Here is a 23,269-nt window from a genome sequence, read left to right on the forward strand (position 1 = left end):
CCGGTAAGTTTTCGAAACGAGTGATGTGCGCGCTGACCGTTGCGCTGGCCCTGGGCGCGGCGACGGTGCACGCACAGGACGTCGCCCGCATCGCGGCGGTCAATTCGGATCGGATCCTGCGCGAGTCGGCGCCCGCGAAGGCGGCGCAGACGAAGCTCGAAGCCGAGTTCGCGAAGCGTGACAAGGATCTGCAGGACCTGGCGGCACGGCTGAAGTCGATGTCCGATTCGCTCGACAAGAACGGCACGTCGCTGTCGGCGGCCGATCGCGCGCAGAAGCAGCGCGATCTCGCGCAGCTCGACACCGATTTCCAGCGCAAGCAGCGCGAGTTCCGCGAAGACCTGAACCAGCGCCGCAACGAAGAGCTGGCGGCCGTGCTGGAAAGGGCGAACAAGGTCATCAAGCAGATCGCCGAGCAGCAGAATTACGACCTGATCGTGCAGGAAGCCGTGTACGTCAGCCCGCGCATCGACATCACCGACAAGGTGCTCAAGGCGCTCGCGTCCGGCTCGACGAACTGAACGGAGCAGACGACGAATGGCATTGACGCTCGAGGAACTCGTAAAGCGGTTCGGCGGCGAGATCGCCGGCGATGCACAGTGCACGGTCAGCGGCCTCGCGCCGCTCGACCAGGCAGGCCCTCAGCAACTCGCGTTTCTCGCGAACCCGAAGTACCTGTCGCAGGTCGAGACGACCCGCGCCGGCGCGGTGCTGATCGCGCCGAAGGATCTCGAAAAGCTGGGTGCGGCTGCCCATGGTCGCAACTTCATCGTGACGCCGAATCCGTACGCGTACTTCGCGCGCGTCGCGCAGATGTTCATCGATCTCGCCACGCCGCCGCGCGCGGCCGGCGTGCATCCAAGCGCGACGATCGATCCGGCCGCGCAGGTCGCCGCGACCGCGGTGATCGGCCCGCACGTGACGGTCGAGGCCGGCGCGGTGATCGAAGACGGCGTGCAGCTCGACGCGAACGTATTCGTCGGCCGCGGCACGACGATCGGCGCCGGCTCGCATTTCTATCCGAACGCATCGGTGTACCACGGCTGCAAGATCGGCCCGCGCGCGATCGTCCATTCGGGCGCCGTGATCGGCTCCGACGGCTTCGGCTTCGCACCGGATTTCGTCGGCGACGGCGACGCGCGCACCGGCAGCTGGGTCAAGATCCCGCAGGTCGGCGGCGTGACGATCGGCCCGGACGTCGAAATCGGCGCGAACACGACGATCGATCGCGGCGCGATGGCGGACACCGTCATCGAGGAATGCGTGAAGATCGACAACCAGGTCCAGATCGGTCACAACTGCCGGATCGGCGCATACACGGTGATCGCCGGCAGCGCCGGCATCGCAGGCAGCACGACGATCGGCCGCCACTGCATGATCGGCGGCGCGGCCGGGATCGCCGGCCACGTGACGCTCGGCGACTATGTCATCATCACCGCGAAGTCGGGCGTATCGAAGTCGCTGCCGAAGGCCGGCATCTATACCAGCGCGTTCCCGGCCGTCGACCACGGCGAATGGAACAAGAGCGCCGCGCTCGTGCGCAATCTCGACAAGCTGCGCGAGCGCATCAAGGCGCTCGAAGCCGCGCTCGCCGCCCAGGGCGGCACCGACGCCTGAGCGCGTCATGCGAGACCACCAACCGGGCACGGCCAGCGCAACCGGCCCGGTTTGCCAGACAGGGCCGCGCGGCGGCCCGCTTCAGCCTTTGCATCACCACCGCGCAGCCTCTGCGTGAGACGAACCATCATGAGCACTGAAAAAATCAATCTCGACATCCACAAGATCCTCACGCTGCTGCCGCATCGCTACCCGATTCTGCTCGTCGATCGCGTGCTCGAACTCGAGCCGCACAAGGGGATCAAAGCGCTGAAGAACGTGTCGATCAACGAGCCGTTCTTCCAGGGGCATTTCCCGAAGCGGCCGGTGATGCCGGGCGTGCTGATCCTCGAGGCGCTTGCTCAGGCGGCCGCGCTGCTGACGTTCTCGGAAGAGCAGCCGAAGGATCCGGAAAACACGCTGTACTACTTCGTCGGTATCGACGGCGCGCGCTTCAAGCGCGTGGTCGAACCGGGCGACCAGCTGATCCTGAACGTGACGTTCGAACGCTACATCCGCGGCATCTGGAAGTTCAAGGCGGTGGCGGAAGTGGACGGCAAGGTGGCGGCGGAAGCCGAACTGATGTGCACGGTCAAGACGACCGACGCGGCGCCCTGAGCGACGCGGCACGCATGGGTAACGTAACGCGAGCAACGCGACACATCATATCGAGAGGCAACGGCGCATGACCAGGATTCATCCTACCGCGATCGTCGAGCCGGGTGCGCAGATCGACGAATCGGTCGAGATCGGCCCGTACGCGATCGTCGGCCCGCACGTCACGATCGGCGCGCGCACGACGATCGGCTCGCACAGCGTGATCGAAGGTCACACGACGCTCGGCGAGGACAACCGCATCGGCCATTACGCGTCGGTCGGCGGCCGTCCGCAGGACATGAAGTACAAGGACGAGCCGACCCGGCTCGTGATCGGCAACCGCAACACGATCCGCGAATTCACGACGATCCACACGGGCACCGTGCAGGACGTCGGCGTGACGACGCTCGGCGACGACAACTGGATCATGGCCTACGTGCACATCGGCCATGACTGCACCGTCGGCAGCCACGTGATCCTGTCGAGCAACGCGCAGATGGCCGGCCACGTCGAGATCGGCGACTGGGCGATCGTCGGCGGCATGTCGGGCGTGCACCAGTTCGTGCGCATCGGCGCGCATTCGATGCTGGGCGGCGCGTCGGCGCTCGTGCAGGACATTCCGCCGTTCGTGATCGCGGCCGGCAACAAGGCCGAGCCGCACGGCATCAACGTCGAAGGCCTGCGCCGGCGCGGCTTCTCGGCCGACGCGATCTCGGCGCTGCGCAGCGCGTACCGCCTGCTGTACAAGAACGGCCTGTCGCTCGAGGAAGCGAAGGTGCAACTGCGCGAGCTCGCGCAAGCGGGCGGCGACGGCGATGCACCAGTGACGGCGCTCGTCGAGTTCATCGACGCGTCGCAACGCAGCATCATCCGCTAAGCGATGGCGCTCCCGACCAATCAGCTGCGGCTCGCGATGGTGGCCGGCGAGCCGTCGGGCGACCTGCTCGCGGCGTCGCTGCTCGGCGGGCTGCGCGAGCGTCTGCCCGAATCGGCCCAGTATTACGGGATCGGCGGGCAGCGCATGATCGCGCAGGGCTTCGACTCGCACTGGCAGATGGACAAGCTGACCGTGCGCGGCTATGTCGAGGCGCTGGGTCAGATTCCCGAGATCCTGCGGATTCGCGGCGAACTGAAGCGCCAGTTGCTCGCCGAGCGGCCGGACGCGTTCATCGGCGTCGACGCGCCCGATTTCAACTTCAACGTCGAACAGGCCGCGCGCGACGCGGGCATCCCGTCGATCCACTTCGTGTGCCCGTCGATCTGGGCGTGGCGCGGCGGCCGGATCAAGAAGATCGCGAAGTCCGTCGATCACATGCTGTGCCTGTTCCCGTTCGAACCGGCGATTCTCGACAAGGCCGGCGTCGCATCGACCTACGTCGGCCACCCGCTGGCCGATGAAATTCCGCTCGAGCCCGACACGCACGGCGCGCGCATCGCGCTGGGTCTGCCGGCTGACGGCCCCGTGATCGCGGTGCTGCCGGGCAGCCGGCGCTCGGAGATCGCGCTGATCGGCCCGACGTTCTTCGCGGCGATGGCGCTGATGCAGCAGCGCGAGCCCGGCGTGCGGTTCGTGATGCCGGCCGCGACGCCCGCGCTGCGCGAACTGCTGCGGCCGCTCGTCGACGCGCACCCGCAACTCGCATTGACGATCACCGACGGCCGCTCGCAGGTCGCGATGACGGCCGCCGACGCGATCCTCGTGAAGAGCGGCACCGTCACGCTGGAAGCCGCGCTGCTGAAGAAGCCGATGGTGATCTCGTACAAGGTGCCCTGGCTGACCGGGCAGATCATGCGTCGGCAGGGCTACCTGCCGTATGTCGGCTTGCCGAACATCCTGGCGGGGCGTTTCGTCGTGCCCGAGCTGCTGCAGCATTTCGCGACGCCCGAGGCGCTCGCCGATGCGACGCTCACGCAGCTGCGCGACGACGCGAACCGCCGCACGCTGACCGAAGTGTTTGCCGAAATGCATCTCTCGCTGCGGCAGAACACGGCCGCGAAGGCGGCCGAGGCCGTCGTGCGCGTGCTCGAACAACGCAAGGGGCGCGCATGACCGCAGTCCGTGTCCCACGCCGCCGTGCGTCGAGCGACGGGCAGGGCGGTTTCGATTTCAGCCGCCCGGACGAGATCGTCTGCGGCGTCGACGAAGCCGGCCGCGGCCCGCTCGCGGGGCCGGTCGTGGCTGCCGCGGTGATCCTCGATCCGGCGCAGCCGATCGACGGGCTCGACGATTCGAAAGTGCTGTCCGCGAAGAAGCGCGACATGCTGTACGACCTGATCGTCGCGCGTTCGCACGCGTACTGCGTCGCGTCGGCGAGCGTCGACGAGATCGATACGCTGAACATCCTGCACGCGACGATGCTTGCGATGAAGCGGGCCGTCGAAGGTCTGTCGGTGCTGCCGACGCTCGCGCAGATCGACGGCAACCGTTGCCCGACGCTGACCGTGCGTGCCGAAGCGATCGTCAGCGGCGACGCGCTCGTGCCGAGCATCTCGGCCGCCTCGATCCTCGCGAAGGTCACGCGCGACCGGATGCTGGTCGACCTGCACGAACGCTTCCCGGTGTACGGCTTCAACGTGCATGCGGGCTACGGCACCGCGAAACATCTTGCCGCATTGCGCGAGCACGGCCCGTGCGAAGCGCATCGGCGCTCGTTCGCGCCGGTTCGCGCGGCGCTTGATCTGATTCGATGAAAAGCATTACTTCCCGCGACAACCCGCTGTACAAGCGCCTGAAGGCGCTCGCGGGTTCGACGCCCCATCAGCGCCGCAGCGGCCAGGCGCTGCTCGAAGGTTTCCATCTCGCGAGCGCGTATCTCGACACGGGTGCGACACCCGAGCTGTGCGTCACGACCGAAGGTGCGCTCGGCCACGCCGAGGCGCAGGCGATCGTCGCGCGCATCGACGCGCAGCGGATCGTCACGCTGCCGGACGCGCTGTTCGGGCAGTTGTCGAACGTCGTCAACGGCGTCGGCTTCCTGCTGCTGGTCGACCGGCCGGCGCAGTCGCTGCCCGGGCGCGTGACGCATACGTCGGTCGTGCTCGACGGCGTGCAGGATGCCGGCAATGTCGGTTCGATCCTGCGCAGCGCGGCGGCGGCCGGCGTGCGTCACGTGTTCTGCGCGCCGGGCACCGCCTATGCGTGGTCGTCGAAGGTGCTGCGCTCGGGCATGGGCGCGCATTTCCTGTTGTCGATCCATGAGGACGTCGAAGCGGCGGCGCTTGCCGAGCGCCTCGACGTACCGGTCGCGCTGACCGACTCGCACGGCGCGCAGGCGGTCTACGACTGCGACCTGTCGGGGCCCGTTGCATGGGTGTTCGGCAACGAAGGCGCCGGCGTGTCGGCATTCTGGCGCGACGCGGCCACGCATCGCGTGACGATTCCGCAGCCGGGCGGGATGGAGTCGCTGAACGTTGCGGCTGCGGCGGCAGTATGCCTGTTCGAGCAGGTGCGGCAGCAACGGCCTGCGTGATGCCGCACGCGTTGCATTTGCCGTAAAACGAAACAAGGCCGCGTTTGACGCGGCCTTGTTGTTTTCGGCGGCGGCCGGACGGCCGCCAGCGCTCCCGCGCTCAGTACGACTGCCGGTCGAGGCGGATTTCCTGCAGGATCGTCGTCGCGATTTCCTCGATCGACTTGTGCGTCGACGACAGCCACTTGATTCCTTCGCGGCGCATCATCGCCTCGGCCTCGTTGATCTCGTAGCGGCAATTCTCGGGCGCCGCGTACTTGCTGCCCGGCCGGCGCTCGTTGCGGATCTCCGACAGGCGCTGCGGGTCGATCGACAGCCCGAACAGCTTGTCGCTGTACGGCGACAGCGCCGACGGCAGCTTGCCGCGTTCGAAATCCTCCGGAATCAGCGGATAGTTGGCCGCCTTCACGCCGTACTGCATCGCGAGATACAGGCTCGTCGGCGTCTTGCCGCTGCGCGACACGCCGACGAGGATCACGTCGGCCTCCGACAGGTTGCGGTTCGACTGGCCGTCGTCGTGCGCGAGCGAGAAGTTGATCGCCTCGATCCGCGTCTTGTATTCCTCGGTGTCCGCGTTCTGGTGGCCGCGGCCCATCGCGTGGCTCGACTTGAGCTCCAGTTCCTGCTCGAGCGGTTCGACGAAGCGCTGGAACATGTCGAGCACGAGCGCGTTCGAGCGTTTGACGATGTCGTTCGACTCGCTGTCGACGAGCGTCGTGAACACGATCGCGCGGCGACCATCATGCACGGCGGCTTCGTTGATCTTCTCGACGGTCGCATAGGCCTTGTCGAGCGAGTCGACGAACGGCACGCGCACGAGGCGGAATTTCTGGTCGAACTGGGAGAGGATCGAGTGCGCGAAGGTTTCGGCAGTGATCCCGGTGCCGTCGGAGACGATGAATACGGTAGGCAGCATGAATCTGGACGTCGAGCGTGAAGGGCAGTTGCGCGGGCGGCTGGAGGTGCGCCTCCAGACCCAGTGACAAGGTCGCGCCACATCCGGCAGCCGGCACGGTAGAATAGCGGCAACCTGTTGGATAAGCAATTGCGGGGGCAGGGCGCGGACGGCGCCCCGTGGCTGGGCCGCGCGATTCCATAATTCCCGGCAAGTCTGGCGATTTGTCTGCAAATATCGCCCTTCTGCCGGGATTTTTGCAAATCGGGTCGGAAGATTTCCGCCGCTGCGAGTGTTTATCTAACAGGTTGCGCAAGACGCGCCGCGCCTTTTTGCAGGCGCCCGCGTCCGAGCCCACTTGCGCGATCGAGCATTTTTTTCACACTTAGGGGCTTGTATGACTAACGCAGCAAACGTCGCAAAGGACCAGGCGTATGTAATTCCGTTCGAGCAGTTGCGGATGACCGATGTGGAGATCGTGGGCGGCAAGAATGCGTCGCTCGGCGAGATGATCAGCCAGCTTTCCGAAGCAGGCGTTCGCGTACCCACCGGTTTCGCCACGACCGCGCTCGCATTCCGCGATTTCCTCAAGCACAACGACCTCACCGATCGCATCGCCAAGCGTCTCGAGTCGCTCGACATCGACGACGTGAAGGCGCTCGCCGAAGCCGGTGCCGAAATCCGCAAGTGGATCGTCGACGCACCGATGCAGGCGCGCCTCGAGCAGGAAATCCGCGCGCAGTTCGAAGTGCTGAAGAACGGCTCGCCGGCTGAGCTGTCGTTCGCCGTGCGCTCGTCCGCGACCGCGGAAGACCTGCCTGACGCATCGTTCGCCGGCCAGCAGGAGTCGTATCTGAACGTCGTCGGCATTGACGACGTGCTCGACCGCATGAAGCACGTGTTCGCGTCGCTGTACAACGACCGCGCGATCTCGTACCGCGTGCACAAGGGCTTCACGCACGCCGAAGTCGCGCTGTCGGCCGGTGTGCAGCGCATGGTCCGCTCGGACGTCGGCGCCGCCGGCGTGATGTTCACGATCGATACCGAATCGGGCTTCAAGGACGCGGTGTTCATCACGTCGAGCTACGGCCTGGGCGAAACCGTCGTGCAGGGCGCGGTGAACCCGGACGAGTTCTACGTGTTCAAGACGACGCTCGCGCAGGACAAGTACCCGATCATCCGCCGCTCGATCGGCTCGAAGCTGATCAAGATGGAATTCACGCAGCCGGGCGAGCCGGGCCGCGTGAAGACGGTCGACGTGCCGCACGAGCAGCGCAACCGCTACTCGATCACGGATGAAGATGTGATCGAGCTGGCGAAGTACGCGGTCATCATCGAGAAGCACTACCAGCGTCCGATGGACATCGAGTGGGGCAAGGACGGCCGCGACGGCAAGATCTTCATCCTGCAGGCACGTCCGGAAACGGTGAAGAGCCAGGCGAGCGGCAAGGCCGAGCAGCGCTTCAAGCTGAAGGGCCAGTCGCAGGTGCTGGCGACGGGCCGTGCGATCGGCCAGAAGATCGGCGCGGGCCCCGTGCGCGTGATCCAGGATCCGTCGGAAATGGAACGCGTGCAGCCGGGCGACGTGCTGGTGGCCGACATGACCGACCCGAACTGGGAACCGGTGATGAAGCGCGCGGCGGCGATCGTCACGAACCGCGGCGGCCGTACCTGCCACGCGGCGATCATCGCGCGTGAGCTCGGCGTGCCGGCAGTCGTCGGCTGCGGCGATGCGACCGACATCCTGAAGGACGGCGCGCTCGTCACCGTGTCGTGCGCGGAAGGCGACGAAGGCAAGATCTACGACGGCCTGCTCGAGACGGAAGTCACGGAAGTGCAGCGCGGCGAACTGCCGGAAATCCCGGTCAAGATCATGATGAACGTCGGCAACCCGCAGCTCGCGTTCGACTTCTCGCAACTGCCGAACGGTGGTGTCGGCCTCGCGCGTCTCGAGTTCATCATCAACAACAACATCGGCGTCCACCCGAAGGCGATTCTCGAGTACCCGAACATCGACCAGGACCTGAAGAAGGCGGTCGAGAGCGTGGCGCGCGGCCACGCGTCGCCGCGTCAGTTCTACGTCGACAAGCTGACGGAAGGCGTTGCGACGATCGCCGCGGCGTTCTACCCGAAGCCCGTGATCGTGCGTCTGTCCGACTTCAAGTCGAACGAGTACAAGAAGCTGATCGGCGGTTCGCGTTACGAGCCGGACGAGGAAAACCCGATGCTGGGCTTCCGCGGCGCGTCGCGCTATATCGCCGACGACTTCGCGCAGGCGTTCGAGATGGAATGCCGTGCACTGAAGCGCGTGCGTGACGAGATGGGCCTGACCAACGTCGAGATCATGGTGCCGTTCGTGCGGACCGTGAAGCAGGCGGCGCGCGTCGTCGGCCTGCTCGAGAAGTTCGGCCTGAAGCGCGGCGAAAACGGCCTGCGCCTCGTGATGATGTGTGAAGTCCCGACCAACGCGATCCTCGCCGAAGAGTTCCTGGAACACTTCGACGGTTTCTCGATCGGCTCGAACGACCTCACGCAGCTCACGCTCGGCCTCGACCGCGATTCGGGCATGGAACTGCTGGCTGTCGACTTCGACGAGCGCGACCCGGCCGTCAAGTTCCTGCTGAAGCGTGCGATCGATACCTGCCTCAGGATGGGCAAGTACGTCGGCATCTGCGGCCAGGGCCCGTCCGATCATCCGGACTTCGCGCAATGGCTGACCGACGAAGGCATCGTGTCGATCTCGCTGAACCCCGACACGATCATCGATACGTGGCAGGCGCTCGCCGCCAACCGCAAGTAACGATCCGTCGCGCAACTTCGGCGAAAGGGCGGTCCGCCGCGCTTTCGTTGAAGGCAAAATGCAAGGTTCGTGCTATAAACACCCCGGTAAGCACCGGGGTGTTTTTTTTCGTCGGTACTCGCCGGGCAGTTCGAATGGTTCCGACCGCCCCGGGAGCGCCGACCGCTTCGCACAGCTGCGAGCGCAGCGAATATAGTGAGCATCGGGGACGTTTTTCTGGAGACCATAATGATGTCGGGGCATCTGTTCTGGTGGGTCGGGGTGGGCGTGCTGGTCGTCGCCGAGTTGCTGACGGGCACGTTCTATCTGCTGATGATCGCGCTCGGCTTTCTCGCAGGCGGGTTGTTGCAACTGGCCGGTTTCGCGCCGCACGTGCAGTTCGGCGCGGCGGCCGCGGTCGCGATCGTCGCGATGATCGTGCTGCGTCGCTCGGGGCTCGGCCGCAAGCAGAAGCGCGACACGTCGACGAATCCCGACGTCAATCTCGATATCGGCTCGACCGTCACGGTCGACGCGTGGCGTGACGGCCGCGCGCGCGTGCAGTATCGCGGCGCCGACTGGGACGTCGAGCTCGCGCACGGCGAGCGCGACGATGCGCACGTGTACCAGGTGAGCGCCGTGCGCGGCAATCGCCTCGTGGTCGTGGCGAAACCCGCGGGCTGACCGTCCGCTGATACAACAAGGAGGAAATATTCATGGATTCGCTGATCATCTGGGTTGTCCTGCTCGTCATCGCGATCGTGATCGTGTCGAAGACGGTGAAGATCGTGCCGCAGCAGCATGCATGGGTGCTCGAGCGCTTCGGGCGCTACCACGCGACGCTGTCGCCCGGTCTCAATATCGTGCTGCCGTTCGTCGATCGCATCGCGTACCGGCACGTGCTGAAGGAAATTCCGCTCGACGTGCCGAGCCAGGTCTGTATCACGCGCGACAACACGCAGTTGCAGGTCGATGGCGTGCTGTATTTCCAGGTGATGGATCCGATGAAGGCGTCGTACGGGTCGAGCAACTTCGTGCTCGCGATCACGCAGCTGTCGCAGACGATGCTGCGCTCGGTGATCGGCAAGCTCGAGCTCGACAAAACCTTCGAGGAGCGCGATTTCATCAACCACAGCATCGTGTCGGCGCTCGACGACGCCGCGGCGAACTGGGGCGTGAAGGTGCTGCGCTACGAGATCAAGGACCTGACGCCGCCGAAGGAGATCCTGCACGCAATGCAGGCGCAGATCACCGCGGAGCGCGAAAAGCGTGCGCTGATTGCCGCGTCCGAAGGCCGCAAGCAGGAGCAGATCAACCTCGCGTCGGGTGCGCGCGAAGCCGCGATCCAGAAGTCCGAAGGCGAGCGGCAGGCCGCGATCAACCAGGCGCAGGGCGAAGCCGCCGCGATCCTGGCGGTGGCCGAGGCGAACGCGCAGGCGATCCAGAAGATCGCGAACGCGATCCAGTCGCAAGGCGGGATGGATGCGGTGAACCTGAAGGTCGCCGAGCAGTATGTCGGCGCGTTCTCGAATCTCGCGAAGCAGGGCAACACGCTGATCGTGCCGTCGAACCTGTCGGATCTCGGCACCGCGATCTCGTCGGCACTGACGATCGTCAAGAGCGCGGGGGCGGCGTCCGGCGCGAAGGGCTGAGCCCGACGATCGAGGCGCGCGCGGCTGCCGCGTGCGCATCGTCGTGCGGCGAATCGTCGCGCAGCCGGGTGACCCGCCGGCGCGATTCAGGGAGTCCAAAGCAACACGGCCCGCTTCGAGCGGGCCGTGTCGTTTGTGATGAACGCTGTGAGCGGTCAGGTGCCGGCGCGCATGATGCGGGCCTTCTCGCGTTCCCAGTCGCGTTTCTTCTCGGTTTCGCGCTTGTCGTGCAGCTTCTTGCCCTTCGCGAGCGCGATGTCGCATTTCACGCGACCGCCCTTGTAGTGGAAGTTCAGCGGCACGAGCGTGTAGCCGCGCTGCTCGACCTTGCCGATCAGTTTCTTGATTTCCTCGCGGTGCAGCAGCAGCTTGCGCGTGCGAACCGGGTCGGGCTGGATGTGCGTCGAGGCTTCGGGCAGCGGGCTGATATGGGTCCCGATCAGAAAGATCTCGGCGTTCTTCACCACGACGTAGCCTTCCTTGATCTGGCCGCGTCCGGCGCGCAGCGCCTTGACTTCCCAGCCCTCCAGCACGAGCCCCGCCTCGTAGCGTTCCTCGATGTGATAATCGAAGTGCGCTTTCCTGTTGTCGATGATGCTCATGAAAGGATCGGGCCAACTCGTTTAAAATCACGATTTTAGCAAAGCGGGGCGAGAATCGCCCGGCTTGGCGCTCCTACTTTAAGCGATGCCGCGCGATTTATGGCAGATGTCCAGAAAACCGTATTGATCCGTCACTCGGCGGAACAGATGTTCGACCTCGTCACCGACGTGGCCGACTACCCCAATTTCCTGCCCTGGTGCGGCGGTGTCGAGGTTCGCCGTCAGGACGAGAGCGGAATGGAAGCGCGCATCGACATCAACTTCAAGGGCATCAAGCAGCATTTCGCGACGCGCAACACGCAGCAGCGCCCGACGCGGATCGACATGGAGTTCACCGACGGTCCGTTCAAGAAATTCACGGGCTCGTGGCGTTTCACGGCGCTGCGTGCCGATGCATGCAAGATCGAATTCGCGCTGCACTACGAGTTTTCGAGCATCCTGCTCGAGAAGATCATCGGGCCGGTGTTCAGCCACATCGCGAACACGTTCGTCGATTCGTTCGTGAAGCGCGCGGACCAGCGCTACGGAAAGGGGTGACGCGATGCTGTCGATCGAAGTCTGCTACGCACTGCCGGACCGCCAGACGCTGATTCCGCTGTCGCTGCCCGAAGGCGCGACCGTGCGCTCCGCAATCGACGCGAGCGGCGTGCTCGCGCTGCACCCGGAGATCGATCTCGCGCAGGCGAAGACGGGCGTCTACGGCAAGCTCGCGTCGCTCGATGCGCCGCTCGTCGATCACGACCGCGTCGAGATCTACCGTCCGCTGATCGTCGATCCGAAGCTCGCGCGCCAGCGGCGCGTCGACAAATCCCGCCGCGACGGCTCGATCGAGGGCCGCAAGTGGATGCACAAGGACGCGCGCTGACGCGTTGTTCGCTCGGATTGGTCTGATCAAACGCCGCGGCGCTCAATGGGCCGCGGCGTTTGCGTTTGCCGACGCGCTGCCTGCGCTGCCCGGCGTATCGCCGTGCCGTCGCACCGAGCCGTATACGCCGGCGAGCAGCAGCACGAGCGCGGCGATCTCGAGTGCGTGCGGCATCCGCTGGTCGTACACGAACGCGTACAGCATCGCGAACACGGTTTCGAACACGATCAGCTGACCCGACAGCGTGAGCGGCAGCCGCTTCGACGCGGCGTTCCACAGCCCGTTGCCGAGCCACGACGCGCCGATCGCGAGCACGAGGTTCAGCAGCCAGAACAACTGCCAGCGCGATGCCGGGACGGCCGCCTGCACCATGCCGGCCGGCAGCGCGAGGATCGCCAGCCAGCAGAGCCCGCCGAGCAGGCCCGTCACGACACCCCACAGCACCGACCATTCGTTGCCGCCGAAGCGATGGTGGCGCTGCAGGTAGCGCGCGTTCGCCACCGCATACCAGGTCCAGCTCGCGAGCGCGCCCGCCGCGCAGGCGATGCCCGCGAGCTTCTGGGCGAGCGTCGTGGCGTGCGCGGCTTCGGACGTAAACAGGTCGACGTTGATGCAGACGATGCCCGCGATCACCAGCGCGAGCGGGGCGGCGAGCCGCCGCAGCGGCACGGCGCCGTGGTCGCCGAGGCCCGCGAGCGTGACGGTCACCGGCAGCACGCCGACGATCAGCGAACTGGGCGCTATGCCGATCAGGTGCACGGCGCCGGACAGCAGCATGTAATACGCGACGTTGCCGATGACGGCGAGCTTCGTCAGTGCGACGAGATCCTCGCGGGTCAGCCGTGCGAGCAGCGAGCGGGCGGCGGGCAACGCGGCCGCGAGCGATACGAGGCCGTACATCGTGTAGCGGCCGGCGCTCAGCAGCAGCGGCGAGAAATCGGTCAGCAGCCGCGGAACGAGAAACACCATGCCCCACAGGGCGCCTGCCAGGACACCGTACACCACGCCGCGCTGCATCGACCGCTCCGAACACATGACTGAGGTGCGCGCATCTTAGCGATGCCGTCGCGGCGGCGTCTTGTTCATTCCTGCACTCGGGGCATGGCTCGGCGCGTCGAGCGGCTGCGACGGGCGGCGAATCAGTCCTCTGCCGGATCGGGTATCGCCGCCGTGCCGTCGGTGGCGGCACGCGCGCGCGCCGGGCGGCGCACGGTCCGCAGCTTGCCGCTGTTGCCGCCGCCGCAGTAGAAGCGGTCGTGACCGTCGGATTCGAGCCCCGAGACGCCGACGCCGGCCGGCATGTCGATCTGCTCGAGCACCTGGCCCGTGCGCGGATCGATGCGCCGCAGGTCGCTCTGGTCGGCTTCCCACGTGCCGTGCCACAGCTCGCCGTCGACCCACGTCACGCCGGTGACGAAGCGGTTCGATTCGATCGTGCGCAGCACGGCGCCCGATTGCGGATCCACCTGATGAATCTTGCGTTCGCGGTACTGGCCGACCCACAGCGTGCCTTCCGCCCACGCGAGCCCCGAATCGGCGCCGCCGCCGGGCGCCGGGATCGTCGCGAGCACGCGGCCCGATTCGGGGTCGATCTTCTCGATGCGGTCCTCGACGATCTGGAACAGGTGGCGGCCGTCGAACGCGGTGCCCGCGTGTGCGGCGACGTCGAGCGAACGGACGATCGTGCCGCGCTCGGGGTCGAGCGCATTGAGCTTGTCGCCGGACGCGTACCACACGTGCTGTCCGTCGAACGTGACGCCGTGCACGCCGTCGACGCCCGGAAACGGGCCGTACTCGCGAAGGATGTCTGCAGGGGAGCGTTTCATGTTCGTCACCTCGTCGTTCGGTGAGGCCATCCTAATCGCCCGGCAGCGCAACCGGGAGTAACAAGGTCGTCGCGAATCCGGGCAGCGGCGGCGTCATCCAGCGGCGCGCGCGTCCGCGGCCGAGCGCCTGCACCTTGCCGGTTGCCGCGAGCGCATCGAGCGCGCGCTGCACGGTGCGCTGGCTGGCGCCAAGTGCGAGCGCCAGCGCGGAGCTCGACCACGCTTCGCCGTCGGCGAGGAGCGCGAGCACGGCTGCGTGGCGATCGTCGACCGGGCGCGCGAGGACGACGGTTTCGCGCACGCCGAGCGGTTCGAGCGCGAAGCCGCGCGGCGTCGCGACGACGTTCGCGAGCGGGCGCAGCACCGCGCGCAGCCGGCCGATCTCGACGCGCAGCCGCGCGCGATGCGATTCGTCGGCCTGTTTCGTGCGGAACGCGGCGGCGACGAGCGCGTTTCTCGACACGTCGGCCGGCCACGCCTCGCCGAGCGCACGGGCGAGCACGAACAGCACCGGACGCCGCGCGAGCGACACGGTCGTGCGCGCATCGCGCACCGTGTGGCGGCACGCGTCGACGACGAGCGCATTCGACTCGAACAGCGTCTCGACTTCGTCGAGCGGCACGAGCCGCGACGTGCCGCGTGCGATGAGCCGCGCGGCCGGTGCGTCGAGCACGCGCGCCGCGGTGTCGACCTCGGCCGTCAGCGCGGCGATGCCGGCGGCGCGGGCGGCTGCCTGCGCCCGGGCAAGCGCCGCACGGGCCGCGTGCGTGCGGATGCGGCGCATCGCGATGCCGGCCGCGATCAATTCATGGGCGGCGCGCGACGCGGGCGGCAGCGGCGCGGGATCGAGATGCGCGAGCAGCCGCTCGGCCTCGTCGAGCTGGCCGATCAGCAGCAAGCGGTGCACGCCGAGATAGCGGGCATGCGCGGCGTTCGCGCGGTCGCCGTGCGCGACGAGCGTCGCGCAGGCCGCATCGAGCGCACGCGTCGGCCAGTGCAGGTCGCGCGACGCGAGCGCGATCTCGGCTTCGGCGACGACGCAGCGCGCCCGCGCAACCGCTTCCTTCGCGCCGAATGCACGGGCGGCGCCGCGCACGAGCGCCCGTGCGCGTTCGAAATCGCCGAGCTGCGCGAGCGCGATCCCGCGCAGCGCGAGCGCCGGCGCATCGTCGCGCAGCGCGACGCGGTTCAGCGCACCGAGCGCGTCACCGGCCGCGAGCGCGCGCGCGGCCGCCGTGATCAGTGAATCCATCCGAATCCCGACACACTTGTCACTCCCTTCGGTCCGATGCCCGGCACTAATCTAGCACCACGCACACGGCCCCGTACGCCGTGCCCGGATACCCATCGGAAGGAGGAACCCGCAATGACGACCCATCTCACCGGAACCCGCGACGAATGGCTGGCCGAACGCCGCGCGCTGCTCGACGCGGAAAAGGCGCTGACGCGGCAAAGCGACGAACTCGCGCGGCGGCGCCAGGCGCTGCCGTGGGTGCGCATCGACAAGACCTACCGGTTCGATACCGAGGAAGGGCAGGCGACGCTCGACGACCTGTTTCGCGGCCGGTCGCAGTTGCTCGTCTATCACTTCATGTTCGGTCCCGACTACAAGGCGGGCTGCCCGTCGTGCTCGGCGCTCGCCGACGGCTTCGACGGCTTTGCCGTGCACCTGGCGAACCACGACGTGACGCTCGCGGCCGTGTCGCGCGCGCCGCTCGCGAAACTGCTCGCGTACCGGCAGCGGATGGGGTGGACGTTCCCGTGGGCGTCGTCGGTCGGCAGCGATTTCAATTTCGACTTCAACGTGTCGTTCACCGAAACGCAGCAGCGCGCGGGCGACGTCGAATACAACTATGCGCGGGCCGGCCATGCGATGGACATGGATCCGCCGCCGGCGCCCGTCGTGCAGTTCGCGGCCACGTGCGGCACCGACGCGGCCACGTATTCGCTCGACCGGCCGGGGATGAGCGCGTTCGTGCGCGAGGACGGCGCCGTCTATCACACGTATTCGACCTACGCGCGCGGCCTCGACGGGTTGTGGGGGATGTACCAGTGGCTCGATCGCGCGCCACGCGGTCGCAACGAGGCCGGCCCGTGGTGGCGCCGTCACGACGAGTACGCGCGCGGCTGAGCGGGCCGGCGACGGGCGGGAGCGCGCGATGACACGGCCGACAACCGGCGAGACGGCCGCCGATCCGCGCGCATTCGGCGCGGTGGCTGTGGCCGTGTTCGCGGTCGCCGCGATGGCGACGCTGGCGCAGCACGCGTCGATGGCCGCGATGGGCGGCGACCCGATGCCCGGCGATTGGATGGCCTCGGCCGTATGGCTGCGGCCGTGCGGCCAGGGTGTCGCGCGCGCATTCGCGGCGTTCGCCGGAATGTGGGGCGCGATGACGGTGACGATGATGCTGCCCGTGCTCGCGCCGCAGCTCTGGCATTACTGGCAGCGCATCGGTCCGCAGACGGCGCGGTCGGCATGGCTCATCGTCGTCGCAGGGGCGGGATATTTCTCGGTCTGGATGGCGCTCGGGGCGCTCGTGTTTCCGGCCGGTGCCGCACTGACGACGGCCGCCGCCCGGCTGCCGTCGCTCGCCCGTGCGCTGCCGTTCGCGGCCGGCGCCGTCGTGCTGGCCGCGGGCGCGTTGCAATTCTCTAGATGGAAGGTGCGCCGGCTGGCGTGCTGCCGGCACACGGCGGCACACGCGCACCGGCCGCGGCCGGCGGTCGTCACGGCATGGCGGTACGGCGTGCACGCGGCCATCCGGTGCGGCGCGTGTTGCGGGAACCTGATGGCGGTCGCGCTGGCGGCCGGCATGATGGATCTGCGCGTGATGGCCGCCGTCGCGGTGGCGATCGCCGCCGAACGCGTGGCGCGGGCCGGCGGACGCGTCGCGCGGATCGTCGGTTGCGGGGTGATGGCGGGCGGCATGGTGATGATCGCCCGAGCGGCCGGGCTGGCGTGAGGCGGGGCAGGCAAGCCGCTTCGGCGGCGTGGCGCCGGACTGTACGCGGCCGCCGCCGTCGCGGCCGTGTGGCCCCGCCGCGACACGGGCACGTGCCGCCCGGCCGCCGGTTGCGCGAATGGCTCGATGCGGCGGTGAAACGAAAAGCGATCGAAAACGAACCGAACGACGATCCGAACGATTCGGCCCCCGAACCGCCGAAACCGGCTAAGCCGTTGTTCGTGTTGTGAAAATTCGCGGCGCTTCGCGTATAATTCGCTTTTGCGCCCATAGGATTTGCCATGCGTCTGATCCAAAAAGCACTCACTTTCGATGACGTGCTCCTCGTTCCCGCCTTCTCCGACGTTCTCCCGCGCGACACCAGCCTCAAGACCAAGCTGACCCGCAACATCTCCCTGAACATGCCGCTCGTGTCCGCCGCGATGGACACGGTCACCGAAGGTCGCCTCGCGATCGCGATGGCGCAGCAGGGCGGCGTCGGTATCGTCCACAAGAACCTCACGCCGGCCGAACAGGCCCGCGAAGTCGCGAAGGTCAAGCGTTTCGAGTCGGGCGTCGTCCGCGACCCGATCACGGTGCCGCCGCAAATGAAGGTGCGCGACGTGATCGCGCTGTCGCGCCAGCATGGCATCTCGGGCTTCCCGGTCGTCGAAGGCCCGCAGCTCGTCGGCATCGTCACGAACCGCGACCTGCGTTTCGAAACGCGCCTCGACGAGCCGGTCAAGTCGATCATGACGCCGCGCGAGCGCCTCGTCACGGTCAAGGAAGGCACGCCGCTCGCCGAAGCGAAGGCGCTGATGCACAGCCACCGCCTCGAGCGCGTGCTGGTCGTCAACGACGCGTTCGAGCTGCGCGGCCTGATGACCGTCAAGGACATCACGAAGCAGACCGAGCACCCGGACGCGTGCAAGGACGAACACGGCAAGCTGCGCGCAGGCGCGGCGGTCGGCGTCGGTGCGGACAACGAAGAGCGCGTCGAGCTGCTGGTGCAGGCCGGCGTCGACGTGATCGTCGTCGATACTGCGCACGGTCACAGCAAGGGCGTGCTCGAGCGTGTGCGCTGGGTCAAGCAGAACTTCCCGCACGTCGAGGTGATCGGCGGCAACATCGCGACGGCTGCCGCCGCGAAGGCGCTGGTCGAATACGGCGCGGACGCGGTCAAGGTCGGTATCGGCCCGGGCTCGATCTGCACGACGCGGATCGTCGCGGGTGTCGGCGTGCCGCAGATCAGCGCGATCGCGAACGTGTCGGAAGCGCTGAAGGGCACCGGCGTGCCGTGCATCGCCGACGGCGGCGTGCGCTTCTCGGGCGACGTGTCGAAGGCCCTCGCGGCCGGCGCGAACGCGGTGATGATGGGCAGCATGCTCGCGGGCACCGAAGAGGCGCCGGGCGACGTGTTCCTGTACCAGGGCCGCCAGTACAAGTCGTACCGCGGCATGGGTTCGGTCGGTGCGATGAAGGACGGCGCGGCAGACCGTTACTTCCAGGACAACTCGGCGAACATCGACAAGCTCGTGCCGGAAGGCATCGAAGGCCGCGTCGCATACAAGGGGTCGGTCAACGCGATCCTGTTCCAGCTGGTCGGCGGCGTGCGCGCCAGCATGGGCTACTGCGGCTGCAAGACGATCGACGAGCTGCACGAGAAGGCCGAATTCGTCCAGATCACCGCGGCGGGCATGCGCGAGTCGCACGTGCACGACGTGCAGATCACGAAGGAAGCACCGAACTATCACGTGGACTGAGCGCCGATGAAACCGCTGCTGCGAGCCGTGCTGATCGTCGATGCCGTGCTGCTGCTGGCGTTCGGCGTGCTGTTCGTGCTGACGCCCTGGCAGGCGCTGTTCAACGCGCTGCAACTGGCGAACATCCAGCCGGCGATGCTCGGTCAGGCGTTCGGCATTGCGCTGCTCGGGCTCGCGTGGCTCGCGTGCCATGCGGCGCTCAACGGCGACCTCACGGCGCCCGTCGCACGGGCGGTCGGCCATGTGTACTGGCTGACCGGCGTGCTGACGATCGTGTGGTCGATCGGCACCGGCAGCGGGCCCGCGCTCGCGGCCGCCGGCCGGGTGCTGTCGGCGCTGGCCGGGGTCGCGCTGATCGTGCTGGGCCTCGGTGGCGTGCGGCTCGCATCGGCCGTGCGCCGGCGCGAGAAAGCGCAGGCGCTCGAGGGCCGGGACGCGAAGCGTCCGGTCGAACCGGCGCCGGCCTCCGCAGCGCAGCCGCGGGTCGAGCCGGTCGTCAGCCGTCCGGTGGCGCCTTCGGCGCCGGCCGCGGCGGCCCCATCGGCCGCATCCGACCGCGCGTCAGGCAGCGTCGCGTTCGACGCGCGCCCGCCGTCGCAGGATTGACCGGCGATGCGTCGCGCGTGCCGCCTGCCGCCCGACGCCGCTGTCCATGCTTTTGACGCAGCGCTTCGTGCGCTGCTTTTCTTATTCTCTTCATCCCGTCCGCAGCCATGCACGACAAAATCCTGATTCTCGACTTCGGTTCGCAAGTCACCCAACTGATTGCACGGCGCGTGCGTGAAGCGCACGTCTACTGCGAAATCCATCCGAACGATGTGTCCGACGACTTCGTCCGCGAGTTCGCGCCGAAGGCGGTGATCCTGTCGGGCAGCCACGCGAGCACGTACGAAGACCATCAGCTGCGCGCGCCGCAGGCCGTGTGGGATCTCGGCGTGCCGGTGCTCGGCATCTGCTACGGCATGCAGACGATGGCCGTGCAGCTCGGCGGCAAGGTCGAGTGGAGCGACCATCGCGAATTCGGCTACGCGGAAATGCGTGCGCACGGCCATACGCGCCTGCTCGACGGCATCGAGGATTTCACGACGGCCGAAGGCCACGGGATGCTGAAGGTCTGGATGAGCCACGGCGACAAGGTGGCCGAGCTGCCGCCGGGCTTCGCGCTGATGGCGTCGACGCCGAGCTGCCCGATCGCCGGCATGGCCGACGAGGCGCGCGGCTACTACGCGGTGCAGTTCCATCCGGAAGTCACGCACACGGTGAAGGGCCGTCAGATCATCGAACGCTTCGTGCTGCAGATCGCCGGCGCGAAGCCCGACTGGATCATGAAGAACCACATCGAGGAAGCCGTCGCGAAGATCCGCGAGCAGGTCGGTGACGAGGAAGTGATTCTCGGCCTGTCGGGCGGCGTCGATTCGAGCGTCGCGGCCGCGCTGATCCATCGCGCGATCGGCGATCAGTTGACCTGCGTGTTCGTCGATCACGGCCTGCTGCGCCTGAACGAAGGCAAGATGGTGCTCGACATGTTCGAGGGCCGCCTGCATGCGAAGGTCGTGCACGTCGACGCGTCCGACCAGTTCCTCGGCCATCTGGCCGGCGTGACCGATCCGGAAGCGAAGCGCAAGATCATCGGCCGCGAGTTCGTCGAGGTGTTCCAGGCTGAAGCGAAGAACCTGTCGAAGGCGAAATGGCTCGCGCAGGGCACGATCTACCCGGACGTGGTCGAATCGGGCGGCACGAAGACGAAGAAGGCGACGACGATCAAGAGCCACCACAACGTCGGCGGCCTGCCAGAAACGCTCGGCCTGAAGCTGCTCGAGCCGCTGCGCGACCTGTTCAAGGACGAAGTGCGCGAGCTGGGCGTCGCGCTCGGCCTGCCGCCGGAGATGGTGTACCGCCATCCGTTCCCGGGCCCGGGCCTCGGCGTGCGGATTCTCGGCGAAGTGAAGCGCGAATATGCGGAGCTGCTGCGTCGCGCGGACGCGATCTTCATCGAGGAACTGCGCAATACGACCGCGACCGCGCAGGATGCGGCGGCCGGCCTGTGCGGCGAGGCCGATGTCGGCAAGAGCTGGTACGACCTGACGAGCCAGGCGTTCGCGGTGTTCCTGCCGGTCAAGTCGGTCGGCGTGATGGGCGATGGCCGCACGTACGACTATGTGACGTCACTGCGCGCGGTGCAGACCACCGACTTCATGACCGCACACTGGGCGCATCTGCCGTACGCGCTGCTCGGCCGCGCGTCGAACCGGATCATCAACGAAGTGCGCGGGATCAACCGGGTCGTGTACGACATCTCGGGGAAGCCGCCGGCGACGATCGAGTGGGAGTGATCCCGCGTCCGGCATAGACCGGCACCAAAAGAGCATTAAAGTCCCTCTAAGCCCGCGTAAATGCGGGCTTTTTTGCGTTTTCAGCCTAGCGCCTCAGCAGATCGTCAGTAATGGCCAGACCGTCGATGCCGGGGGCTGGGCGCGGTTGACGCACGACGTGCGCCGGCAGTTGCGACAGGACCGGAGGCGGCTTCGATGCAATGCGCCCGGCACCAGCCAGGAAGTGGCCAGCCGACATGGCCTGTCGCTACGCGGCGTGAGCACCGCCCGACGGTCTCTGCAGTCGCGGCCGGCACAGGTACGAGACAGGTGGCGGGCGTGCGCCAGGTCGGCCGAACAGGCGCTCACCGAGCGCCGCGATAGTGATCCCTGATGAATACCGGAAGATCATTTGACGGTGGCGCAAAAGGCACCTGATACATCATGTCGCCGACAAAACCGCGGTGGTAGGTGGCGTGATTGACGACATGCAGCACGATTTGCTCGCGGGTCATGACGCCTTCTCCTCCCCCCACAAACTCGAAATGAACGGCTTGCGCGAGATCCTCGTCCGACCAGGTGTCGACAAGATCGATGTACCAGCGGTCCATTTCCTGAACCGCTTTCCAAAGATCGGAAACGGCAGGTGTATGGTCGGTGTTGCGCGAGGTGTAGGTGTGTTTCTTTCCTTGCAGATGATGTCTGAAAATGTCGTCAACTACATAGGCATGGTTCAACGTATGCACCATGTTTCCGAACCGCGTCGGTCGCTGTCGAAGGGCTTCGCCGGCCGGCAGGTCCATCACGCTCTTGAACGTCAGTCCATTCGCCCAGCACTTGTAGCGCACCAGCATTTTCAAGGTGTCTGATGCCACGGCGGGCAGTGTGGTGCGAGCGGTGGTTCCGGATGGCGCCATCGGGTTCTGCGGGAGGGCAGACATGCTGAAACTCCTTGCGTGTTTTCGAATGTCAGAACGATGCTCGGGTTGATCCGGTGTTGTCGCGCCACACCGGCAAGCAGTCTTGCGAGCACGCTGTTCAGCGTATGGCGCGACCCGGACGGGCGTTATGTGCGCCCGCCCGAACATCAAGTTGCCGCTCTCTCGTTTGCCTGTTCAAAGGCCGCGGAGCCGGCCTTCGACATGGGTGCGCGTCCTGCCGCCGACCCAGATCTGGCCAGCCTCATCGCGGGTCAAATGAATGCGGCCATGGCGGCCGACGCGTGTCCCCTGGGCGGCGACGTAGTCGTCCTCAACCGCACCTGTCGCGAACAGCCACTGCGCCATTGAAGCATTGAGGCTTCCAGTGACCGGGTCTTCGACGATAGCGCCCAGATGGTTGCTGAAGAAGGCGCGCACCTCGAAGGCGGCATCGCCGCCTGCTGCATGAGGGCCAATCACACCGACATCGATCCGGCCGGGCCAATTGCGGAGCGGATCGACGGCAAGCACTGTCTCCGCCGATGCCAGCCTGATGCCCAGCCATCCGGGGCCATTGTCGATCCAGGCGGCATCAACGATATCGGCGGATTCGATCCCCAGCAGGCGCCGAGCCTGCTCCACTGCATCCTGTGTCGGCGCGCCGGAGCGGATCAGCGGCGGGGCGGCGAAGGAAAGCCGCTCGTGATCGCGTCGAATCGGCACCAGCCCGGCTCCGCATTCCTGGACGATTTCCGCTGCGCGCTTCGGCACGCGGCCCGTCGAGAGCCACGCATGACAACTGCCGAGCGTCGGGTGCCCGGCAAAGGGCATTTCCCTGTCCAGCGTGAAGATCCTGACCCGGTAGTCGGCCTCAGGATGCGTGGGTGGCAAGAGAAAAGCGGTCTCGGACAGGTTGAGCCACCGCGTCAGCCGCTGCATGTCATCCGTTGCCAACGCATCGGCACCGATGACGACCGCCAGAGGGTTGCCCGAAAGCGGCCCGGCGCCGAAGACATCGACCATATGGATCGCAAAGCTCATGACATCGCT

General features: G+C 66.9%; 24 protein-coding genes. 17 read left to right on the forward strand and 7 right to left on the reverse strand.

Going from position 1 to position 23,269, the window contains the following annotated elements; genetic code table 11:
• Nucleotides 1-23: 23 nt before the first annotated feature.
• The 7 genes from HWW87_RS05930 (at nucleotide 24) to HWW87_RS05960 (ending at nucleotide 5,663) form a co-directional block, all read left to right on the forward strand.
• On the forward strand, nucleotides 24-521 hold the full coding sequence (locus tag HWW87_RS05930; RefSeq protein WP_048248617.1) for an OmpH family outer membrane protein: 498 nt from the start codon (nucleotides 24-26) through the stop codon (nucleotides 519-521).
• A 16-nt stretch (nucleotides 522-537) separates the two neighbouring features.
• Nucleotides 538-1,617, forward strand: a complete 1,080-nt coding sequence (lpxD, locus tag HWW87_RS05935; RefSeq protein WP_175819594.1) for a UDP-3-O-(3-hydroxymyristoyl)glucosamine N-acyltransferase — start codon at nucleotides 538-540, stop codon at nucleotides 1,615-1,617.
• A 129-nt stretch (nucleotides 1,618-1,746) separates the two neighbouring features.
• Nucleotides 1,747-2,214: a 3-hydroxyacyl-ACP dehydratase FabZ gene (gene fabZ, locus HWW87_RS05940; protein WP_174390161.1), complete on the forward strand. Its 468-nt coding sequence runs from the start codon at nucleotides 1,747-1,749 to the stop codon at nucleotides 2,212-2,214.
• Between the two features lie 67 nt (nucleotides 2,215-2,281).
• Nucleotides 2,282-3,070 (forward strand): acyl-ACP--UDP-N-acetylglucosamine O-acyltransferase, encoded by a 789-nt coding sequence (gene lpxA, locus HWW87_RS05945; RefSeq protein WP_175819595.1) that lies wholly within the window; start codon nucleotides 2,282-2,284, stop codon nucleotides 3,068-3,070.
• Between the two features lie 3 nt (nucleotides 3,071-3,073).
• Nucleotides 3,074-4,243, forward strand: a complete 1,170-nt coding sequence (gene lpxB, locus HWW87_RS05950) for a lipid-A-disaccharide synthase (RefSeq protein WP_175819596.1) — start codon at nucleotides 3,074-3,076, stop codon at nucleotides 4,241-4,243.
• Complete coding sequence (rnhB, locus tag HWW87_RS05955; RefSeq protein ID WP_175819597.1) at nucleotides 4,240-4,884, forward strand: ribonuclease HII; 645 nt, start codon at nucleotides 4,240-4,242, stop codon at nucleotides 4,882-4,884. The genes lpxB and rnhB overlap by 4 nt, the downstream gene beginning before the upstream one ends.
• Complete coding sequence (locus HWW87_RS05960; RefSeq protein WP_175819598.1) at nucleotides 4,881-5,663, forward strand: RNA methyltransferase; 783 nt, start codon at nucleotides 4,881-4,883, stop codon at nucleotides 5,661-5,663. Before rnhB ends, HWW87_RS05960 begins: the two co-directional genes overlap by 4 nt.
• A gap of 100 nt (nucleotides 5,664-5,763) precedes the next feature.
• Here HWW87_RS05960 and HWW87_RS05965 read toward each other — a convergent pair whose 3' ends face one another.
• Nucleotides 5,764-6,579 carry a pyruvate, water dikinase regulatory protein gene (locus tag HWW87_RS05965; protein WP_034207652.1) on the reverse strand — a complete coding sequence of 272 codons (816 nt, stop codon included), beginning with the start codon at nucleotides 6,577-6,579 and terminating at the stop codon, nucleotides 5,764-5,766.
• 376 nt (nucleotides 6,580-6,955) lie between these two features.
• Here HWW87_RS05965 and ppsA point away from each other — a divergent pair, with 376 nt between their 5' ends.
• From ppsA to HWW87_RS05980, 3 genes are all read left to right on the forward strand, one after another.
• The gene (gene ppsA / locus HWW87_RS05970; protein WP_175819599.1) at nucleotides 6,956-9,358 is read left to right on the forward strand and encodes a phosphoenolpyruvate synthase; all 2,403 of its coding nucleotides are present in this window, start codon (nucleotides 6,956-6,958) and stop codon (nucleotides 9,356-9,358) included.
• Nucleotides 9,359-9,586: 228 nt separating this feature from the next.
• The gene (locus tag HWW87_RS05975; protein ID WP_174431418.1) at nucleotides 9,587-10,021 is read left to right on the forward strand and encodes an NfeD family protein; all 435 of its coding nucleotides are present in this window, start codon (nucleotides 9,587-9,589) and stop codon (nucleotides 10,019-10,021) included.
• Nucleotides 10,022-10,053: 32 nt separating this feature from the next.
• A complete protein-coding gene (locus HWW87_RS05980) occupies nucleotides 10,054-10,989 on the forward strand; it encodes an SPFH domain-containing protein (RefSeq protein WP_175819600.1) in 936 nt (311 codons plus the stop codon).
• 155 nt (nucleotides 10,990-11,144) lie between these two features.
• On the opposite strand, the gene smpB is transcribed toward HWW87_RS05980, so the two are convergent.
• On the reverse strand, nucleotides 11,145-11,591 hold the full coding sequence (gene smpB, locus HWW87_RS05985; RefSeq protein ID WP_027784754.1) for an SsrA-binding protein SmpB: 447 nt from the start codon (nucleotides 11,589-11,591) through the stop codon (nucleotides 11,145-11,147).
• 99 nt (nucleotides 11,592-11,690) lie between these two features.
• Between smpB and HWW87_RS05990 the strand changes: the two genes are divergently transcribed.
• Both HWW87_RS05990 and HWW87_RS05995 read left to right on the forward strand, forming a co-directional pair.
• A complete protein-coding gene (locus HWW87_RS05990; protein ID WP_021159121.1) occupies nucleotides 11,691-12,128 on the forward strand; it encodes a type II toxin-antitoxin system RatA family toxin in 438 nt (145 codons plus the stop codon).
• A gap of 4 nt (nucleotides 12,129-12,132) precedes the next feature.
• Nucleotides 12,133-12,456, forward strand: coding sequence for an RnfH family protein (locus HWW87_RS05995; protein WP_174431420.1), 324 nt, complete (start codon nucleotides 12,133-12,135; stop codon nucleotides 12,454-12,456).
• Between the two features lie 42 nt (nucleotides 12,457-12,498).
• Here HWW87_RS05995 and HWW87_RS06000 read toward each other — a convergent pair whose 3' ends face one another.
• The 3 genes from HWW87_RS06000 to HWW87_RS06010 all read right to left on the reverse strand — a co-directional run bounded on the left by HWW87_RS06000 (nucleotide 12,499) and on the right by HWW87_RS06010 (nucleotide 15,534).
• A complete protein-coding gene (locus HWW87_RS06000; RefSeq protein WP_175819601.1) occupies nucleotides 12,499-13,473 on the reverse strand; it encodes a DMT family transporter in 975 nt (324 codons plus the stop codon).
• 122 nt (nucleotides 13,474-13,595) lie between these two features.
• A complete protein-coding gene (locus tag HWW87_RS06005) occupies nucleotides 13,596-14,282 on the reverse strand; it encodes a glutamine cyclotransferase (RefSeq protein WP_175819602.1) in 687 nt (228 codons plus the stop codon).
• A 31-nt stretch (nucleotides 14,283-14,313) separates the two neighbouring features.
• Nucleotides 14,314-15,534 (reverse strand): helix-turn-helix domain-containing protein, encoded by a 1,221-nt coding sequence (locus HWW87_RS06010; RefSeq protein ID WP_175819603.1) that lies wholly within the window; start codon nucleotides 15,532-15,534, stop codon nucleotides 14,314-14,316.
• A gap of 114 nt (nucleotides 15,535-15,648) precedes the next feature.
• On the opposite strand from HWW87_RS06010, the gene HWW87_RS06015 reads away from it, so the two are divergent.
• The 5 genes from HWW87_RS06015 (at nucleotide 15,649) to guaA (ending at nucleotide 21,320) form a co-directional block, all read left to right on the forward strand.
• Nucleotides 15,649-16,413 (forward strand): DUF899 domain-containing protein, encoded by a 765-nt coding sequence (locus tag HWW87_RS06015; RefSeq protein ID WP_175819604.1) that lies wholly within the window; start codon nucleotides 15,649-15,651, stop codon nucleotides 16,411-16,413.
• A 28-nt stretch (nucleotides 16,414-16,441) separates the two neighbouring features.
• Nucleotides 16,442-17,245 carry a DUF2182 domain-containing protein gene (locus HWW87_RS06020; RefSeq protein ID WP_175819605.1) on the forward strand — a complete coding sequence of 268 codons (804 nt, stop codon included), beginning with the start codon at nucleotides 16,442-16,444 and terminating at the stop codon, nucleotides 17,243-17,245.
• 281 nt (nucleotides 17,246-17,526) lie between these two features.
• The gene (gene guaB, locus HWW87_RS06025) at nucleotides 17,527-18,987 is read left to right on the forward strand and encodes an IMP dehydrogenase (RefSeq protein WP_174431426.1); all 1,461 of its coding nucleotides are present in this window, start codon (nucleotides 17,527-17,529) and stop codon (nucleotides 18,985-18,987) included.
• A 6-nt stretch (nucleotides 18,988-18,993) separates the two neighbouring features.
• Nucleotides 18,994-19,593: a hypothetical protein gene (locus tag HWW87_RS06030; protein ID WP_174431427.1), complete on the forward strand. Its 600-nt coding sequence runs from the start codon at nucleotides 18,994-18,996 to the stop codon at nucleotides 19,591-19,593.
• Nucleotides 19,594-19,700: 107 nt separating this feature from the next.
• On the forward strand, nucleotides 19,701-21,320 hold the full coding sequence (guaA, locus tag HWW87_RS06035; protein WP_175819606.1) for a glutamine-hydrolyzing GMP synthase: 1,620 nt from the start codon (nucleotides 19,701-19,703) through the stop codon (nucleotides 21,318-21,320).
• A gap of 344 nt (nucleotides 21,321-21,664) precedes the next feature.
• On the opposite strand, the gene HWW87_RS06040 is transcribed toward guaA, so the two are convergent.
• Complete coding sequence (locus HWW87_RS06040; RefSeq protein WP_175819607.1) at nucleotides 21,665-22,240, reverse strand: DinB family protein; 576 nt, start codon at nucleotides 22,238-22,240, stop codon at nucleotides 21,665-21,667.
• Between the two features lie 174 nt (nucleotides 22,241-22,414).
• A complete protein-coding gene (locus tag HWW87_RS06045) occupies nucleotides 22,415-23,260 on the reverse strand; it encodes a PhzF family phenazine biosynthesis protein (RefSeq protein WP_175819608.1) in 846 nt (281 codons plus the stop codon).
• Nucleotides 23,261-23,269 lie beyond the last annotated feature (9 nt).

Source organism: Burkholderia sp. BCC0419, assembly GCF_902830285.1.
In the GTDB taxonomy this organism is placed as follows: Bacteria; Pseudomonadota; Gammaproteobacteria; order Burkholderiales; family Burkholderiaceae; genus Burkholderia.

Bases quoted from the DNA above. Each gene is read 5' to 3' on its own strand.
- HWW87_RS06040 (WP_175819607.1), bottom strand. From the start codon at position 22,240: ATGTCTGCCCTCCCGCAGAACCCGATGGCGCCATCCGGAACCACCGCT.
- HWW87_RS06015 (WP_175819604.1), top strand. From the start codon at position 15,649: ATGACGACCCATCTCACCGGAACCCGCGACGAATGGCTGGCCGAACGC.
- smpB (WP_027784754.1), bottom strand. From the start codon at position 11,591: ATGAGCATCATCGACAACAGGAAAGCGCACTTCGATTATCACATCGAG.
- HWW87_RS05980 (WP_175819600.1), top strand. From the start codon at position 10,054: ATGGATTCGCTGATCATCTGGGTTGTCCTGCTCGTCATCGCGATCGTG.
- fabZ (WP_174390161.1), top strand. From the start codon at position 1,747: ATGAGCACTGAAAAAATCAATCTCGACATCCACAAGATCCTCACGCTG.
- HWW87_RS05960 (WP_175819598.1), top strand. From the start codon at position 4,881: ATGAAAAGCATTACTTCCCGCGACAACCCGCTGTACAAGCGCCTGAAG.
- lpxD (WP_175819594.1), top strand. From the start codon at position 538: ATGGCATTGACGCTCGAGGAACTCGTAAAGCGGTTCGGCGGCGAGATC.
- rnhB (WP_175819597.1), top strand. From the start codon at position 4,240: ATGACCGCAGTCCGTGTCCCACGCCGCCGTGCGTCGAGCGACGGGCAG.
- HWW87_RS06010 (WP_175819603.1), bottom strand. From the start codon at position 15,534: ATGGATTCACTGATCACGGCGGCCGCGCGCGCGCTCGCGGCCGGTGAC.
- HWW87_RS06045 (WP_175819608.1), bottom strand. From the start codon at position 23,260: ATGAGCTTTGCGATCCATATGGTCGATGTCTTCGGCGCCGGGCCGCTT.
- HWW87_RS06000 (WP_175819601.1), bottom strand. From the start codon at position 13,473: ATGCAGCGCGGCGTGGTGTACGGTGTCCTGGCAGGCGCCCTGTGGGGC.
- ppsA (WP_175819599.1), top strand. From the start codon at position 6,956: ATGACTAACGCAGCAAACGTCGCAAAGGACCAGGCGTATGTAATTCCG.
- HWW87_RS06005 (WP_175819602.1), bottom strand. From the start codon at position 14,282: ATGAAACGCTCCCCTGCAGACATCCTTCGCGAGTACGGCCCGTTTCCG.
- HWW87_RS05965 (WP_034207652.1), bottom strand. From the start codon at position 6,579: ATGCTGCCTACCGTATTCATCGTCTCCGACGGCACCGGGATCACTGCC.
- HWW87_RS05990 (WP_021159121.1), top strand. From the start codon at position 11,691: ATGGCAGATGTCCAGAAAACCGTATTGATCCGTCACTCGGCGGAACAG.
- HWW87_RS05930 (WP_048248617.1), top strand. From the start codon at position 24: ATGTGCGCGCTGACCGTTGCGCTGGCCCTGGGCGCGGCGACGGTGCAC.
- HWW87_RS06030 (WP_174431427.1), top strand. From the start codon at position 18,994: ATGAAACCGCTGCTGCGAGCCGTGCTGATCGTCGATGCCGTGCTGCTG.
- HWW87_RS05975 (WP_174431418.1), top strand. From the start codon at position 9,587: ATGATGTCGGGGCATCTGTTCTGGTGGGTCGGGGTGGGCGTGCTGGTC.
- guaB (WP_174431426.1), top strand. From the start codon at position 17,527: ATGCGTCTGATCCAAAAAGCACTCACTTTCGATGACGTGCTCCTCGTT.
- HWW87_RS06020 (WP_175819605.1), top strand. From the start codon at position 16,442: ATGACACGGCCGACAACCGGCGAGACGGCCGCCGATCCGCGCGCATTC.
- lpxA (WP_175819595.1), top strand. From the start codon at position 2,282: ATGACCAGGATTCATCCTACCGCGATCGTCGAGCCGGGTGCGCAGATC.
- guaA (WP_175819606.1), top strand. From the start codon at position 19,701: ATGCACGACAAAATCCTGATTCTCGACTTCGGTTCGCAAGTCACCCAA.
- lpxB (WP_175819596.1), top strand. From the start codon at position 3,074: ATGGCGCTCCCGACCAATCAGCTGCGGCTCGCGATGGTGGCCGGCGAG.
- HWW87_RS05995 (WP_174431420.1), top strand. From the start codon at position 12,133: ATGCTGTCGATCGAAGTCTGCTACGCACTGCCGGACCGCCAGACGCTG.